The sequence below is a fragment of the Streptomyces sp. Y20 genome (assembly GCF_043195475.1).
Taxonomy (GTDB): Bacteria; Actinomycetota; Actinomycetes; order Streptomycetales; family Streptomycetaceae; genus Streptomyces.
This window is the reverse complement of the sequence record NZ_JBIDDP010000001.1, coordinates 355,988-371,136: the sequence shown is the minus strand read 5'-3', so window position 1 is coordinate 371,136 and position 15,149 is coordinate 355,988. Positions and strand designations below refer to the sequence as shown.

Genomic DNA, 15,149 nt, shown 5'->3' with positions numbered 1-15,149 from the left:
CCGTTTCCGTTCCGCTCCGGTCAGGACAGGGCGGCGTTCTCGCTGCCGTTGCTGCTGCCGGTGCCCGTGTCCTTGCCGGGCAGGAGCGGGAAGACCTGGTCGAGGCCGACGATGCGCAGGATGCGCAGCGTGTGGGCGGGTACGGCGGCGAGCGCCATGTCCGCGCCGGCGGCGACGGCGTGGTGGTGGGCGGCGATCAGGGCGGTGATGCCGCTGGAGTCGCAGAACGTCATGCCGGCCAGGTCCAGCACGAGGCGCCGGCCTGCCGGCAGGGCGAGGGCGGGGAGCAGTTCACGCAGCTCGGTGGCGGTGCCGTAGTCCAGGTCGCCACTGATCTCCAGAACGGGACCGGTCGGGGTCTGTCGGACGATGATCTTCAGCGGGCTCATCGTCGGTCATCGGTCCAGCGGTCGGGGGCGGAGACGCCGAGGGCGAGCAGGGCGGTGTCGTCGTCGAGGCCGTCGCCGAAGCTGTCCAGCAGTGCGGCCAGGGCTTGGATGACGGCTTGCGGGGACTTTCCCGCCTGGCCGGCGGCGAAGGCGAGCAGGGCCTCGTCCCCGTACAGGCCGGTGCGGTCCTCGCCGGTACGGGCTTCGGTGAGGCCGTCGGTGTAGAGCAGGAGGGTGTCACCGGGGGCCAGGGCGGTGGAGGCGGTGACGAAGCGCGCGTCGGGCAGGATGCCGACGAGGAGGCCGCCCGGGGTGGGCAGGAACTCGGCGGTGCCGTCGGCGCGCAGGACGACGACCGGCGGATGGCCGCCGGAGGCCAGCCGGACGGTGACCCGGCCGGTCGTGGGGTCGGGTTCGAGCGTGCCGAAGACGGCGGTGCAGTAGCGCGGGTCGCCGCTGCCGGAGTAGCGCTCGTGGAGCACCTGGTTGAGGGTCGACAGGGCGGCGACGGGGTCGGCGTCGTGCAGGGCGGCGGCACGCAGGGTGTAGCGGGTCAGTGAGGTCACCGCGGCGGCCTGGGGCCCTTTGCCGCACACGTCGCCGAGGAAGAAGGCGAAGCGTTTGCCGCCGGTGGGGAAGACGTCGTAGAAGTCGCCGCCGAGCCGGTCGGGGGACGCGGTGTGGTAGTGGGCGGCCGTCTCCATGCCGGGCACCGGCGGCAGCGCGTCGGGCAGCAGGGACTGCTGGAGCACGGCGAGCGCGTCCTGGAGCCGGGCCCTGTCTGCCTCCGCCTGCTTGCGCGCTTCCTCGGCGACCTTCCGGCCGCGCAGGAGTTCCTGCTCGTAGGCGCGGCGGTCGCGGGCGTCGAAGACGGTGGTGCGGATCAGCAGCGGCTGGCCCGTGCTGCCGTGCTTGACCAGGGAGGAGACCAGCACCGGGATCCGGCCGCCGTCGGCCTGCTTGATCTCCAGGGCGATGCCGCTGATCTCACCCTGCATCCGCAGCAGTGGCGCGAAGTGCGTCTCGTGGTACAGCTTGCCCCCCACGGTCAGCAGGTCGGTGAACCGCATCCGGCCCACCACCGCCTCCCGCTCCAGGCCGAGCCAGTCCAGCAGCGTGGCGTTGATCTTCGCGATGGTGCCGTCCATCAGCGTGGACAGGTAACCGCAGGGCGCGTTCTCGTACAGTTCCTCGGCGCTGTCCTCCAGCAGGGCGGCGAAGGCGGCGTCCGAAGTCTTCCGGGCACCGGCTTCGTAGGGGTCGGGCTGCTGCCCGGTGCGGCACATCACCGCAGGCCCGCCAGGAAGCCGGTGATCGCTTCGTTGGTGGCCTGGGGCGCCGACAGCTGCGGGCAGTGCCCGGTCGCGTCGAGGGTGACGAGCGTCGAACCGGGAATCGCCTGGTGGACGAAGGCGCCGACCTCGCGGGGAGCGATGACGTCCTGGGTGCACTCCAGCACCAGCGTCGGCACCTGCACACTCTTCAGGTCGTCCCGCGAGTCCGACAGGAACGTGGTCCGGGCGAAGGCGCGCGCGATGTCCGGGTCGGTGGCGCAGAAGCTGTTCTTCAGCTCCTCACCCAGTTCGGGCCGGTCCGCGTTGCCCATGATCACCGGTGCCATCGCCGCCGACCAGCCCAGGTAGTTCGACTCCAGGGACGCCAGCAGCTCGTCGATGTCCGGGGCGCTGAAGCCGCCCCGGTACCCCTCGTCGTCGATGTACCGCGGGGACGGCGCGACCATGACCAGCGCCCCGATGCGCTCCGGAGCCGCTGCGGCGGCCAGGACCCCGATCATCGCGCTGACCGAGTGGCCCACGAACACCGCGTCGCGCAGATCGAGCTCCTCGCACACCTCCACCACGTCCCGGGCGTACCCGTCCAGTGAGGCGTAACGCTCCTCCGAGAAGGCGGAGGCGTCCGAGCGGCCCGAGCCGACGTAGTCGAACAGGACCACCCGGTAGTCGCCGGCGAGGGCGGCCACCGTGAGCCGCCACATGTTCTGGTCACAGCCGAACCCGTGAGCCAGCACCACCGTCGGCCCCTGCGGGTTGCCGGTGATGGTGACGTTGTTCCTGCGACCGATATCCATACCATCAGTGTCGCAGGCCGCGACGGCCTTCACCGCAGGGGCCCCGACCGCCCCGTGCCCCACCCGACACCTTCACGGGTGCACCCGTTCACCTGCACATATGTCCGTACGGCAGAGGCCCGGGGGCGCGGATGCGGAAGGCCCTCGGGCGGGTCGGATCACCCTGACCGCGCGGCCGGGGTGACGGCGGCGCAGGAGTTGCGGGCGCCGGCGGTGCGGGCGCGTACGGAGATCGGTACGGACAGCGAGGAGCGTCCCCCCGGACCGGCCGCGAGCCTCGGGCAGCCACCCCACCGGGTCTCCTCCGGCACGTCCGGCAGGTGCACGACGCGCCCGGTCCGCGGGGCCTGGAGGCAGGGGCCGTCGTCCTGGCCGTACTGCCTCTCGTCGAGCTTGTCCGCGGCGCCTCCGGTGCCGACCGCGGTCAGGGGCCGCTGACATCCCGCAGCGCACTGCGATCCCGCTCGGCCTCGCCGCGACCGGCACCCCCGCCGGTGGAAGTGTCCCCACCGGCCAGGGGCCGGCCCTCCGTTCCCCGGTCAGACGACCGTCAGGACGATCTTGCCGGTGGTGCGGCCCTGTTCGCCGATCTCGTGCGCCTTCGCGGCCTGTGCCAGCGGTACGACCGTGTCGACCACCGGCCTCAGCGCGCCGCGTTCCACCAGGGCGGCGATCTCGCGCAGACCCAGGTGGTCCGGCTCGACCAGCATCCACACCGCCCGCACCCCGTCCCGGGCGGCGGGGACGTCGTCCGGGCCGGGCAGGGTGACCAGCCGGCCGCCGGCCCGCAGCACCCGCAGGGACCGCTCGGCGATCTCGCCGCCGAGGCCGTCGAGCACGACGTCGATGCCGGACACGACGTCCTCGAACCGTACGGCGCGGTAGTCGACCACCTCGTCCGCGCCCAGCTCGCGCACCAGGTCGTGCTTGCCGGCACTGGCGGTGCCGATGACGTACGCGCCACGCGCCTTGGCGATCTGCACCGCGAGATGGCCGACCCCGCCGGCCGCCGCGTGCACCAGCACCCGTTCACCGGGACGCACGTCCGCGGTGTCCACCAGCGCCTGCCAGGCGGTCAGCGCGGCCAGCGGCAGCGCCGCCGCCTCCACGTGCGTCAGGCTCGCCGGCTTGCGGGCGAGATGCCGGGCCGGCGCCGCCACGTACTCGGCGTAGGCGCCCGCCTGACGCGGGAACAGCGGCATGCCGAAGACCTCGTCACCGGGACGGAACACGCCCACGCCGGGGCCGACGGCCTCGACCGTGCCGGACACGTCCCAGCCGACCGCCGGCACGGCGCCCCACTCGATGAGGGCCCCGCCGGCCCGGGTCTTCCAGTCCACCGGGTTCACCCCGGCCGCGTGGACGCGCACCAGGACCTCGTTCGGTGCGGGTTCCGGCATCTCGACCTCACGCTCGACCAGATTCTCCGGTCCGCCCCACTGTTCCACGACCACCGCGCGCATGATGTCCGCCTCGTCTTCCGTATCGATCGGGCCCGGCGCCGGGACCTCCCCGGCGCGACGCGGTCCACGATCCGGCACCCGGGCCCGGCGCGGCTTTGGCCGTACGGCCATGATGTGCCAGGATCTGGCCATGAGTGACATGTGGTGCGCGGTGGCGGAGGACGAGCGGGACCCGGCGGAGCCGGTGCCCCGGCGGCACCGGATCGCGGTGCTCGCCCTGCCCGGGGTACCGCCCTTCGAGCTGGGCATCCCCTCCCGTGTCTTCGGCAGCGTCCAGGACGCCGGGGGCCGCCCGCTCTACGCCGTCACCGTCTGCACCGCCGACGGCGCCCCCGTCCTCAGCGACGCCGGGTTCACCGTGCAGCCCGCGGCCGGACCCGAGGCCCTGGCCGGCGCCGACACGGTGATCGTCCCGCCCACGCACGCCATGCCCGAGCTGGGCCGCGGCGGCCCGCTGCCGGCCGAGGTCACCGCGGCCATCGCCCGCATCCGGCCCGGCACCCGGCTGGTGTCCATCTGCACCGGGTCCTACGTGCTGGCCGCGGCCGGGCTGCTGGACGGCCGCCCGGCCACGACCCACTGGAACCTCGCCCCGGAGTTCCGCCGTGCCTACCCCAGGGTCAAGGTCGACGAGGACGTCCTCTTCGTCGACGACGGCGACGTGCTGACGTCCGCCGGCGTGGCCGCCGGGGTCGACCTGTGCCTGCACATGATCCGCCGGGACCACGGTGCCGCCGCCGCCAACCGGGCCGCCCGCATGTGCGTCGTACCGCCCTGGCGGGACGGCGGGCAGGCCCAGTACATCGACCGCCCGGTCCCCGTGCCCACCGTCGCCAGCACCACCGCCACCCGTGCCTGGGCCCTGGAGCACCTCGGCGAGCCGCTGTCCCTCGCCCAGCTCGCCGAACACGCCCGGATGAGCCTGCGCTCCTTCTCCCGGCGGTTCCGCGACGAGGTCGGCACGACCCCCGTGCAGTGGCTCACCGCGCAACGCCTCGAACTGGCCAAGCAGTTGCTGGAGACCACCGACCTGTCGATCGATCTCGTCGCGCACCGGGCCGGCTTCGGTTCCGCGAACTCCCTGCGCGCGCACATGAGGTCGGCCTTCGGGGTGTCACCCGCCACCTACCGCCGGACCTTCGGCGCCACCGACCTCGTCGGCAGCCACGGTTGACCTCACCCGCCGGCCCCCGGCGGCGCCACCGCCGCCGGACCCGGTGAGCGAGCGCCTCCTCAGGAGGACGTCGACGGCGCAGGCGCCGGGTCCCAGGCACGCGATCAGGAGGAACGACCAGCAGAACAGGACGGCCGGCTCGCCTCCGTTCTCGATCGGGAACAGGGCGTGGGACTGGTGGACGCTGAAGTAGGCGTAGGCCATCGAGCCGGAGCAGAGGACGGCCGCGCCGCGGGTGAACAGGCCCAGGCATACGAGGGCGCCTCCGGTTAGCTCGATGGCCGCGGCCCACCAGGCGGGCCACTGCATGGCGGGCACCGTGCCGCCGCCGTGGGCGCCGCCCAGCACGCCGAACAGGGACGCCGCGCCGTGGCAGGCGAAGAGGAAGCCGGTCACCAGCCGGAACAGGGCCTCCAGGGCGGAACGCGCCGCGCCCGACGGTTGTGCCGGTGAGAAGTTCATGGGGGTCACTCCTCAGGGGGAGGCCCGGATGACCCGGGCCTGCATTTCATGGACATGACAGTCCTGGTGTAGCGGGGTCCGTCCGCGGGCGCCAGTCGCCAGAGACTCTGAGTTCCCTCTGAAGGCCGGACACCCGCGGAGATCGTTCCGGCACAGGTGGCGCCCGTCTGGGTACTGGTCCGGGGCACAGGGGTGCGGCGACCGCGTGGAGCCGGACGCCGGCCCGTGCCGCCAGGCGGCCGTCACCGCTGACCGGCCGCCCCCACCCACCGTCAAGGCCGAGCGGAGAACCTCTCATGCGAGCCACATTCATGTACGGCAGCGGCGACGTCCGGGTGGAGGACGTCCCCGAACCGACGATCGAGCAGCCCACCGACGCGGTGGTCCGCGTCGTACGTTCCTGTATCTGCGGCAGCGACCTGCACCCCTACCACACCATGGAGAAGGCGGACCAGGGCGCTCCCATGGGGCACGAGTTCCTCGGCGTCGTCGAGGACCTCGGCGCCGAAGTGCCGGGCCTCCACCGCGGAGACCTGGTGGTGGCACCGTTCGCCTTCGCGGACAACGCCTGCGCGCTGTGCCGGGAAGGCCTGCACACGTCCTGTCCCCAGGGCGGTTTCTTCGGCCCCGCCAGCGGCTGCGGCGGCCAGGCCGAGGCGGTCCGCGTCCCGCAGGCGCAGGGCAGTCTCGTGAGGCTGCCCGTCGGAGAGGACTCCGAACTGCTGCCGTCACTGCTGACGCTGTCCGACGTGTACGGCACCGGGTACCACGCCGCCAGGACGGCGCACGTCGGCCCGCGCACCACGGTGACCGTCATCGGCGACGGCGCGGTCGGTCTGCTGGCGGTCCTCTCCGCCCGGCGGCGAGGCGCCGAGCGGGTCATCCTCATGGGGCGGCACAAGGACCGTACCGACCTGGGCCGCGAGTTCGGTGCCACCGACGTCGTCCCCGAGCGCGGGGAGAGGGGCGTCGAGCGTGTGCGGGAACTGACCGGCGGCGACGGCACGCACGCCGTCCTGGAATGCGTCGGCTACATGAACGCCTACGAGACGGCGGTCGGCGTGGTGCGCCCGGGCGGTGTGATCAGCCGGGTCGGCGTACCGCAGTACGAGGAGGCGCCGGTCGGCTTCGGCAGCCTGTTCCGCCACAACATCACCCTGACCGGCGGTCCCGCCCCGGTCCGCGCCTACATCGAGGAACTCCTGCCCGCCGTGCTGGACGGCACCGTCGACCCGGGGCGCGTCTTCACCCGCACGATCGGCCTGGACGAGGTGCCCGACGGCTACCGGGCCATGGACCGGCGAGAGGCATTGAAGGTCCTGGTCACCCCCTGACGCCGCCGGGCGGGAAGCCCGGCAGCCTTCGGCCGGGGTCGTCGCGGACGGCGCGAGGCGGTTCGGACGGTACCGGGCGAGAGACTCGGCCTCTGACGCCGAGGGCGCCCGGGACCCGCGGGCGCATCGGCGTACTCCAGACGGAAAAGGGCGGGCAGACGGACCGACGCGGCCCGGCCGAATCCGGCGGGGCGCGGGTGCCTGCTTCCCCAACACTCCTCCGGAGCCTGACCACGCCCTCGCAGGACGAACACCCAACCCCCGGCCCCCGGCCACCCGCCGTCCCGCCCCGCCCCGGGCGGTGAGCAGAGCCCGTCGAATTACCGGGTGCCGGGGGTGAATCGCCGGAAAAAGGGGGACCCGGGCGCCAGTACAACGTTCCGCGAGGAGTCGATATGAGCAGCCCCCAGGAGAACGAGGCCTCGAGCCCGCTGGAGCAGGTCACCGGTGAGCAGGACGTGCACCCCGAGGAGGAGGGCCGGCAGCCCGAGTCCGCGTCGGGCGCGTCCCCCGACGAGGAGGACGGCGCCACGGACGCCGGGGACACGTCCGGGCAGGCCGGGACATGACCGTCTCGATCGCGCAGCGGGATGCCACGGCGCTCGGCGGCGAGGGCAGCATCCTGATGCGCCAGCGCCGCGACCACGCCCGGCTCGACGCGATGATGCGGCGCCATGCCGCCGCCCACGGTTCGAGCCGTGACCTGGAGCGGCTGTGGCAGGACATCGTGCAACTGGTGTTCAGCCACGCTTTCGCCGAGGAAACCGTTCTGTGGCCGGTGCTGCGCCGGGTCGCCCCCGGCGGGGAGAGCCTGACCGCCCGGGTCGAGGAGGAACACCAGGCGATCAACGATCTGATCGCGCGGGTCGAGAGGTCGCTCGACGACCCGCGGCGCACGGCCTGGATCGATGAGGCGTTCGCTCTCATCCGCCAGGACATCCGGGACGAGGAGGACGAACTCCTGCCACGCCTGCGGGAGGCCTTCGACGACCGCCGGCTGCGGCGGATCGGCGCCGCCTGGGAAGCCGTACGGGCGACAGCCCCGACGCACCCTCACCCCGGCGTCCCCCGCCGCCCGCCCGGCAACGCGGTGCTGGGCGTCCCCCTCAGCGTCTTCGACCGCATCCGTGACGCCGTACCCGGCATCAGCCCCACGGTCCGCACTGCCGTGACGGTCACCGGCGCGGCGGTGACCACGGCAGCCGTCGCCCTGCTGGTGCGCGCCGTCCGGGGCCGGCCGAGGCAGGCGCGCGGTTCCACGTGACGGACCGCCGGGCCTTTGCCGGTACGGCCCGTGCCCGGCCACCCCCGACACACCAGACAGACCCCGTTTGTGAAGGTGAGAATCATGGCAACTTCCCCCAAGCCGTCGATGGAGACGCACCCGGACATCATCGACATGCGGCAACGCCACGAGATGGCCGAGCGCGCGACCACCACCCCCAAGGGCCAGGCCATCGAGACACTGGCACTGCTCACCGGCCTGTACCTCGCCGCGTCGCCCTGGATCACCGGGTTCAACGGCCTGTCGACGCTGGCCGTCAGCAACCTGATCACCGGCATCGCCTACGCGCTGCTGATGAGCGGCGGCTTCGGCCGCGCCTACGAGCGCACCCACAGCATGGCCTGGGCGGCCTGCGCCCTGGGCGTGTGGGCCATCGTCGCGCCCTGGGTGGTGGCCGGCAACGTCAGCACCACCAGGACCATCGTGAACAACATCATCACCGGTGCGTTGGCCCTGCTGCTGGCGCTGGCCGCCAGCGCGGCCGCCCGGGCGGCGGAGACATCCCACGCCCGGCGCGACATGTCCGCGCCCTATGGGTCGGGCCGCGGCTGACCGGCGCCGGCCGACACGGCTGACGGTACGGGGCGCGTGCGCCGGGTGAACCGCCCGGCGGACGCGCCCCGTACATGTGGGCTGCGTACATGTGGGTCCCGTACATGTGGGCCACGCACGTATGGGCCCGTCAGGGCATGCCGCTCGTCTCGACCAGCATGTCGATGACGGCGTCGAGACCGCCGTCGGCCAGCGCCTGCCGCTGTCGGTCCGCACCGGTTCCCTGCTGGAGCAGCCGGTGGACCAGCGAGGTCACCTCGCGGGTGTCACCGGCCGCGTCCAGGGCCGGCCCGATGTGCGCCACCAGCCGGTACACGGCATCGCCCGCCCGGCAGCGCTCACCCCCGGGAAGGATCAGATCACCGCCCAGCCCGTACCGCGCCGCCTGCCACATCGCCACATCCACCAGCTCGGGAGGGGTGTCCGGCGCCGGGACGCCCGCCGCCGCCTCCTCCCTCGCGGTGTCGACCAGGGCGCGCACCAGGCCGGCGAACATCGCGGCCTCGTCCGTGCGCAGCTGCACGTCCAGACAGCGGACCTCGACGGTGGGATACGTCTCGGACATGCGGGCCTGCCAGTACAGCTGGCCGGTGTCACCGATCACCCCCGTGGACAGCAGCCGCTGCACCCGCAGGTCGTAGTCCGCCTCGTCGGTGAAGCACGGCGGGACGCCGCTGACCGGCCAGCGGTCGAAGACCACGGTGCGCCAGCTGGCGAACCCGGTGTCGTGCCCGTTCCACAACGGGCTGTTCGCCGACATGGCGGTCAGGACCGGAAGCCACCCCCGGATCCGGTTCAGTACCTGCACGCCCACCTGCCGGCCGGCGATGGCGACGTGCACGTGCATGCCGTTGACCATCTGCTCGGCCACCAGCTGCGGCGCCTGCTGCTGCATGGCACGGTAGCGGGCCTGGTCGGTGACGGGGACGGGCAGCGCCTGGCGCAGCGGCGGCGTCCCGCTGGCCACCAGGCGGCAGCCGTGCGCCTCGGCCGCCCCGGCCACGGCGTGCCGCAGACGCAGCAGGTGGCCGCCGACCTCGTCCAGCGACTCGCACACCGGAGTGGCCACCTCGACCTGGGCCTGCAGCAGCTCCGGCTGGATCTCCCGCGGTGCGACGAAGGGTTCGAGGCCGGCCGCGGCGCGGACCTTCTCCGCGCGCGCCGCCAGCCGGCCACTGGCCGGCTCGACGAGCAGGTACTCCTCTTCGACACCGACGGTCGTCATCCTGGGCCTCCCGTTCCCGCGGCGCGCTGCCCGGAAGGCAACGGGCACGCCCTTCGGGCCGGCGCGCTGCCGCTCCGTGCCCGGCGCCGCCCCGATCGTGTGCGGGGACGTATCCAAGTGCCACCATGGTTCCGCCTCCGAACCCGCCGCGCATCCTGTGCCGGGCGGGCGTGCGGTGCCGAGGATGCGCGAGGCGGCTCAGTGCTTGCCCGTCGCCTTGCGCATGGCGTCCTTGGTGCGGTCCATGAGGGCCGCCACCGGGCCGAGCGCCATGTTGGCCGCGGCCGTCTGGGCACCCGGGTGGGGCCGTGTGGGGGCCATGGCCTCCGCGGCCTTGACCGCCTTGGCCATGGTGGAGAGGTTGGTGACGTCGGTGCTGCGGCGGATGTGGGAGAACTCGTAGCGTTCCTCCGCCCGCGCGTGCTCCTGCACGTCCGCGCGCAGCTTCATCAGCCGCGGCATGAACGCCGGGTCGTCGGTGTCCATGTCGTCCAGCTCCGCGAGGGTCTCCTTGGCGGCCTTCTCCTCGGCGAGCCGGTCCTCGACGACCCGCTCCCCACCCGACACCGCCCGCCGGACGAAGGGGTGCACGACCTCCTCCTCGGCGGTCTCGTGCACGGCGAGCAGCCGTACCAGGCGGCGGAAGGCCTCGCGGCGCTCGTCGCCCTCGCTCCGCTCGACCTCGTCGAACAGGTTGCGGATGTCACCGTGCTGACGCATCAGCAGGGCGACGACATCGATGTCGGGCGCGTGGTCGTCACCGGCCTGCGGGGTGTGCAGCTCGGACATGTGCGGCCGCCTCACTTCTCGCGCTGGGCGGGGTCGGGGTGCTCGCCCTCGGACTGCACGCGGTACTCGCGGCCGAACATGGCGTCGTGCTCGGCCATGACCCGGTCGCTCGGGGGATCCTCGCCGCCGTGGATGCGCTCCTGCATCCTCTCGAACCGCTCGTGGGCCTCGCGGACGTAGCCCGCGCCGAGGGTGGTCAGGTCCATCTGGGTGTCGAGCAGTTCGCGCAGGTACTGCTTGTTCGGCTCGAAGGTGAGCACGTTGGGCAGCTCCGGAGCCAGGACCTCCTGCGGGTCGCGGCCGTCGTGGCGGCGCATCAGGTCGCAGGCGATGTGCAGGTGCTCCAGCTCCATGTTCAGATGCAGCTCCCAGATCGCCTTCACCCTGGGGTCGCTCTCCTGCTCCATGAAGGAGTGGTACAGGTAGCACTCGTTGTACTCGTGGTTGACCAGCTGCTCCCACCAGGTCTCGCCCGGGTCGACGAGGGACTCGTAGTGGGTGACGTGTTCCTCCTCGATCAGCCCGATCTCCTGATAGAGCTGCCGGGCGATCGGTTCCATGTAGGTGGGGCCGGTGTTCATGTAGAAGTTCATCGTCTGCTGTTCCGCCGACAGGATCGTCAGCGCGTGCAGCTTCGACAGCGGGTTCGTCGTGTTCTTGTCGTACGGGTCACGGACGTTGTCGACCGGGTCGCGGTGGTGGTACCGGGTGGGACGGCCCGGCATGACCTCGGTGAGGTCGTCGACGATCGACTCCGCCTTGCGGTGCTCGATCATCTCGTACAGGTTCGCGTACCGGTACAGGTGGTCGAAGTCCTCCAGCACGCCGAACTGGTACGCCTGCTTGAGGTAGGGATCCGGCTCCATCCGTGCCACCCACGCCGTCAGGTCCACCGCGACCTGCTCGTAGGCGATCGTCGTCTCGAGCACCGAGGAGACACCCGGCAGCAGCCAGTTGACCACTTTCTGCTGCTGTGCCTCGATGTACCGGGTCCGGGCGAGCTGCCGCTTCAGCTCCGGGTCGGGCGTGTGACGGGCGAGCTGGTGGCTGAAGAGGATGGCCTCCACCTCGATCCCGTTCATCGTGATGATCCGGCAGCGGGTGTACGGGTCGCAGCGGTCGGGGTCGATCGGTTGCACGTTCAGCTCACGCCAGCTGCGCAGCTGGCGGTCGAGCGGGATACCCCGCTGCTCCAGTGGGTTGAACGTCATGGGGGGTGCCTCCAAGAGCAGGGCGAGTTGCGGGGCCGGCGGGTACCCCGCCAAGGACACGGGCCACAGGTCCGTCACCGAGTCTGGGCGCTACCGGTGCGTTTCAGCCACTGGTGGGGGCTCGGGTGATACATGATTCGCCCAGGTGGGCCAGCTGACGTGACATCGCGAGTGACGTGTGGGACGACCGGATCGACACCTGTGCGAGCGGCCCCGCCACCGGTCCCGAGGGCCGGCGCACGCCACCCGCGCGACGGCGGCGGGCCGGTGGCCCGCCGCCGCCCGTGTCCGCCGCGGGTCAGGTCTCCCGCCCGTCCCCCTGCCGGCCCGCCGGCGATCCGTGGTCCCGTTCCGGCCGGCGCAGCCGCACCTCGACGTGACCGTCGACGGTCCGCGCGTCGAAGGCGGGCTGGGGCGCGGTGGCGGGACCGCGTACGTTCAGGCCGTCGGAGAGCCGGAAGACGCTGCCGTGCCAGGGGCACCGGACACAGCCGTCGGCGACCGTGCCCTGGGACAGCGGCCCGGCGAGATGGCTGCACCGTTCGGCCAGCGCGTGCAGCGTCCCCCCGTCCTCCCGTACGACCAGTACGGGGACGTCGTCCACGCTGCGCCGCACCGCCTGACCGGGCGGGAAGGTCTCGACGGGGCCGACGCGGTGCCAGCCCTCGGTGACGACGTGCGGAACCTCTTCCGTGTGATTGGCGCCGGAAGCCTGGCGATAGGCCAGATGCCCGCCCAGGGCGCCGCCGAGCCCGACCGCGGTCAGTCCCAGGAACCCGTACGCGCGGCCCGCCGCCCCACGGCCCTGGAGACGGCGGACGAGCGAGACGCCGTACAGGCCGACGGCCGCGGTGTTGGCCAGGGCGTGCACCAGACCGATGCGCTGCTGCTGGGGGTGCAGTTCCGCCCAGTCCACGGCACCGGCCAGGGCGGCGGGCGCGGCCGTGGCCAGCCCGACGCCGATCAGCAGCGCCGACCCGGGGGAGCGTACGGGCCGCAGATCCAGCACCGCGGCGGACAGCCAGCTCCCGATCGGCACCTGCACCATCAGCGGATGCACCGGGTGGCCCAGCCACCTGCCATGGAGCGCGTCCCGTGCCGCGCCGAGCGGCAGGGACCGCGTGCCCGTGCGCAGGGCGCCGATCACACGGTCGGCCCGCGGATCCCGTTCCAGCCGGTCCAGCAGCCGAAGGAATGTGTTCTGCCGCGGGGAACGGCCGCGGCGACGAGGCGAAGTGCTCATGGGCGGCCGGGTCCCCCGCTGCCCGGACGGCAAACGGAGGCGGCCGCCGTACCGGCGGCCGCCTCCGTTCGCCATGCCCCGGCCCGCGGCGCGGGCCGGGGCATGGCGTCAGCTCACCGCCGGACCGGCGTCCTGCGTGCCGGACAGCTCGGCCAGGAACCGGTGGCAACGGGCGGCGCGCTCGGAGTCCTGCTCCATGACGCCGCGGAAGAAGTCGGCGATCTCCTTCTTGCCCGCGTTCTCCGCGTCCCGCACGTACTGGCCGTAGTCGTGTCCGGCCTTCAGGGAGTGGTACTGGACGGAGATGAGGTCGAACACGACATCACTGAATCCGGTCTCTCCTGTCGCCATGAGTCCTCCTGGGCCATCTCGTCATAGGGACAAGAGCTGGGTTTCACCGTTTCGGGGGCTGAAACGCCCGTACATGAGCAAGTCCCCGGCAGCGGGTGCTGACGGGGACTTCTCACGCGGGGTTTCAGGCGTGTCGTCGGGCCCAGAGCGGGGTGACGAAAGCGATGAGGAGAGCTGCGACGCCTATCTGGAAGATGTGGCGGATCCAGTCGATGCCGCCGGTGTCGCGGACCCCGAAAGCAGTGGCGAGCGCGTTGCCGGCGACCGCGCCGATGATGCCCATGATGACCGTCAGCCAGAGCGGGATGGGCTGACGCCCCGGGAGGACCAGCTTGGCCAGCAGTCCGATGATCAGTCCCGCGATGATGGCCCACAAGAACGACACGACTTCTCCTTCCACAGTGCACGAAGTCCGTTGATCCTCACGTGCCCCTGGACGGAGGGCTTACGCCTGCGCGTTGCGAAGACATCCGGCGTGAAGTCGCCTTCGCCCGCTGACGGCACCGCGACCGCGGCAACGGACGGACAGGGCCCGACGGCCCGCACGGCCGGTCAGTGGCCGTCAGGCGGAGAGGAGTTCGGTGAAGCGCCGGGTGTCGATGTTGCCGCCGGACGCGATCAGACCGATCCGCCGTGGCGGATCGTCGACGCGGCCGGCCAGCAGGGCGGCCAGCGGTGTGGCGCCGCTCGGTTCGAGGACGATCTTCAGGCGCTCGAAGGCGAAGCGCATGGCGGTGACGATCTCGGCGTCGCTGACCAGTGCGATGCCGTCCACCAGACGCTGGTTGAGGGGAAAGGTGATCTCGCCGGGCGTGGCCAGCGCCTGTCCGTCGGCGATGGTGCGGGGGACGGGGACGGTGACGCGTGCGCCGCTCTCCAGGGAGCGCTTGGTGTCGTCACCGGCCTCCGGCTCGACGCCGATGACCCGGATGCCCGGGTGCAGTGCCTTGGCGGCGGTGGCGCTGCCCGCGATCAGGCCGCCGCCTCCCACGGGCACCACGAGGGCGTCCAGCGGGCCGGTGTCCTCCAGGAGTTCGAGAGCGGCGGTGCCCTGCCCGGCGACGACGTGCGGGTCGTCGTAGGGCGGGATCAGGGCCAGGCCCCGGTCCGCGGCCAGGGCGTGGCCGAGCGCGGTGCGGTCCTGCGTGTAGCGGTCGTAGGTGACGACCTCCGCCCCGTACCCGGCGGTCGCCTCCCGCTTGGAGCGGGGCGCGTCCTCGGGCATCAGGATGACCGCGGTGGTGCCCAGTTCGCGGGCGGCCAGAGCCGTGGCCTGGGCGTGGTTGCCTGAGGAATAGGCCGCGATGCCCCTGGCCAGCTGCCCGGGCGGCAGCTGTGCGGCCGCGTTGTAGGCGCCGCGGAACTTGAAGGCACCGACCCGCTGGAAGTTCTCCGCCTTGATGAACACCTCGGCGCCCACGAGGGAGTTCAGGGTGCGGGAGGTGAGGACGGGGGTGCGGTGGGCGATGCCCTTCAGGCGGGCGGCGGCCTCACGGACGTCGTCGAACGAAACGGGCGGTACGGCGGCCATTCGGGGTCCTTGGGGGGTTGAGGAGGCGGGGGACCGGGTGATGCCGGGCGC

The 15,149-nt window shown here is 72.5% G+C and carries 17 protein-coding genes; 5 read left to right on the top strand and 12 right to left on the bottom strand.

The features are described 5' to 3' along the window. Positions 1-20: 20 nt before the first annotated feature. From ACGFT1_RS01750 to ACGFT1_RS01735, 4 genes are all read right to left on the bottom strand, one after another. Positions 21-389 carry an STAS domain-containing protein gene (locus ACGFT1_RS01750; RefSeq protein ID WP_373907028.1) on the bottom strand — a complete coding sequence of 123 codons (369 nt, stop codon included), beginning with the start codon at positions 387-389 and terminating at the stop codon, positions 21-23. Then, a complete protein-coding gene (locus ACGFT1_RS01745) occupies positions 386-1,675 on the bottom strand; it encodes a PP2C family protein-serine/threonine phosphatase (protein WP_373907027.1) in 1,290 nt (429 codons plus the stop codon). The genes ACGFT1_RS01750 and ACGFT1_RS01745 overlap by 4 nt, the downstream gene beginning before the upstream one ends. Further along, a complete protein-coding gene (locus ACGFT1_RS01740) occupies positions 1,675-2,478 on the bottom strand; it encodes an alpha/beta fold hydrolase (RefSeq protein ID WP_373907026.1) in 804 nt (267 codons plus the stop codon). Before ACGFT1_RS01740 ends, ACGFT1_RS01745 begins: the two co-directional genes overlap by 1 nt. Before the next feature lie 539 nt (positions 2,479-3,017). Further along, entirely contained in the window at positions 3,018-3,941 is a 924-nt protein-coding gene (locus ACGFT1_RS01735) for an NADP-dependent oxidoreductase (RefSeq protein WP_373907025.1), read from the bottom strand. Between the two features lie 139 nt (positions 3,942-4,080). Between ACGFT1_RS01735 and ACGFT1_RS01730 the strand changes: the two genes are divergently transcribed. Beyond that, a complete protein-coding gene (locus ACGFT1_RS01730) occupies positions 4,081-5,115 on the top strand; it encodes a GlxA family transcriptional regulator (RefSeq protein ID WP_373907637.1) in 1,035 nt (344 codons plus the stop codon). Here ACGFT1_RS01730 and ACGFT1_RS01725 read toward each other — a convergent pair. Then, a complete protein-coding gene (locus ACGFT1_RS01725; protein WP_373907024.1) occupies positions 5,056-5,577 on the bottom strand; it encodes a DoxX family protein in 522 nt (173 codons plus the stop codon). The two genes, ACGFT1_RS01730 and ACGFT1_RS01725, sit on opposite strands and share 60 nt — an antisense overlap. Positions 5,578-5,873: 296 nt before the next feature. Between ACGFT1_RS01725 and ACGFT1_RS01720 the strand changes: the two genes are divergently transcribed. The 4 genes from ACGFT1_RS01720 to ACGFT1_RS01705 all read left to right on the top strand — a co-directional run bounded on the left by ACGFT1_RS01720 (position 5,874) and on the right by ACGFT1_RS01705 (position 8,748). Beyond that, on the top strand, positions 5,874-6,911 hold the full coding sequence (locus ACGFT1_RS01720) for a zinc-dependent alcohol dehydrogenase family protein (RefSeq protein WP_373907023.1): 1,038 nt from the start codon (positions 5,874-5,876) through the stop codon (positions 6,909-6,911). Positions 6,912-7,306: 395 nt separating this feature from the next. Continuing rightward, entirely contained in the window at positions 7,307-7,480 is a 174-nt protein-coding gene (locus tag ACGFT1_RS01715) for a hypothetical protein (RefSeq protein ID WP_373907022.1), read from the top strand. Next, on the top strand, positions 7,477-8,175 hold the full coding sequence (locus ACGFT1_RS01710) for a hemerythrin domain-containing protein (protein ID WP_373907021.1): 699 nt from the start codon (positions 7,477-7,479) through the stop codon (positions 8,173-8,175). The genes ACGFT1_RS01715 and ACGFT1_RS01710 overlap by 4 nt, the downstream gene beginning before the upstream one ends. A gap of 108 nt (positions 8,176-8,283) precedes the next feature. Next, the gene (locus ACGFT1_RS01705; RefSeq protein WP_373907636.1) at positions 8,284-8,748 is read left to right on the top strand and encodes an SPW repeat protein; all 465 of its coding nucleotides are present in this window, start codon (positions 8,284-8,286) and stop codon (positions 8,746-8,748) included. A 130-nt stretch (positions 8,749-8,878) separates the two neighbouring features. On the opposite strand, the gene ACGFT1_RS01700 is transcribed toward ACGFT1_RS01705, so the two are convergent. The 7 genes from ACGFT1_RS01700 to ACGFT1_RS01670 form a co-directional block, all read right to left on the bottom strand. Next, positions 8,879-9,973, bottom strand: coding sequence for a glutamate--cysteine ligase (locus ACGFT1_RS01700; protein ID WP_373907020.1), 1,095 nt, complete (start codon positions 9,971-9,973; stop codon positions 8,879-8,881). 198 nt (positions 9,974-10,171) lie between these two features. Continuing rightward, positions 10,172-10,762: a hemerythrin domain-containing protein gene (locus tag ACGFT1_RS01695; protein ID WP_373907019.1), complete on the bottom strand. Its 591-nt coding sequence runs from the start codon at positions 10,760-10,762 to the stop codon at positions 10,172-10,174. 11 nt (positions 10,763-10,773) lie between these two features. Next, complete coding sequence (locus tag ACGFT1_RS01690; protein ID WP_373907018.1) at positions 10,774-11,973, bottom strand: hypothetical protein; 1,200 nt, start codon at positions 11,971-11,973, stop codon at positions 10,774-10,776. A 298-nt stretch (positions 11,974-12,271) separates the two neighbouring features. Further along, positions 12,272-13,216, bottom strand: coding sequence for a Rieske 2Fe-2S domain-containing protein (locus tag ACGFT1_RS01685; protein ID WP_373907017.1), 945 nt, complete (start codon positions 13,214-13,216; stop codon positions 12,272-12,274). Between the two features lie 108 nt (positions 13,217-13,324). Continuing rightward, entirely contained in the window at positions 13,325-13,567 is a 243-nt protein-coding gene (locus tag ACGFT1_RS01680) for an acyl carrier protein (RefSeq protein ID WP_373907016.1), read from the bottom strand. A 124-nt stretch (positions 13,568-13,691) separates the two neighbouring features. After that, the gene (locus tag ACGFT1_RS01675) at positions 13,692-13,952 is read right to left on the bottom strand and encodes a GlsB/YeaQ/YmgE family stress response membrane protein (protein WP_373907015.1); all 261 of its coding nucleotides are present in this window, start codon (positions 13,950-13,952) and stop codon (positions 13,692-13,694) included. A 177-nt stretch (positions 13,953-14,129) separates the two neighbouring features. After that, positions 14,130-15,098 carry a threo-3-hydroxy-L-aspartate ammonia-lyase gene (locus ACGFT1_RS01670; RefSeq protein ID WP_373907014.1) on the bottom strand — a complete coding sequence of 323 codons (969 nt, stop codon included), beginning with the start codon at positions 15,096-15,098 and terminating at the stop codon, positions 14,130-14,132. Between the last annotated feature and the right edge of the window lie 51 nt (positions 15,099-15,149).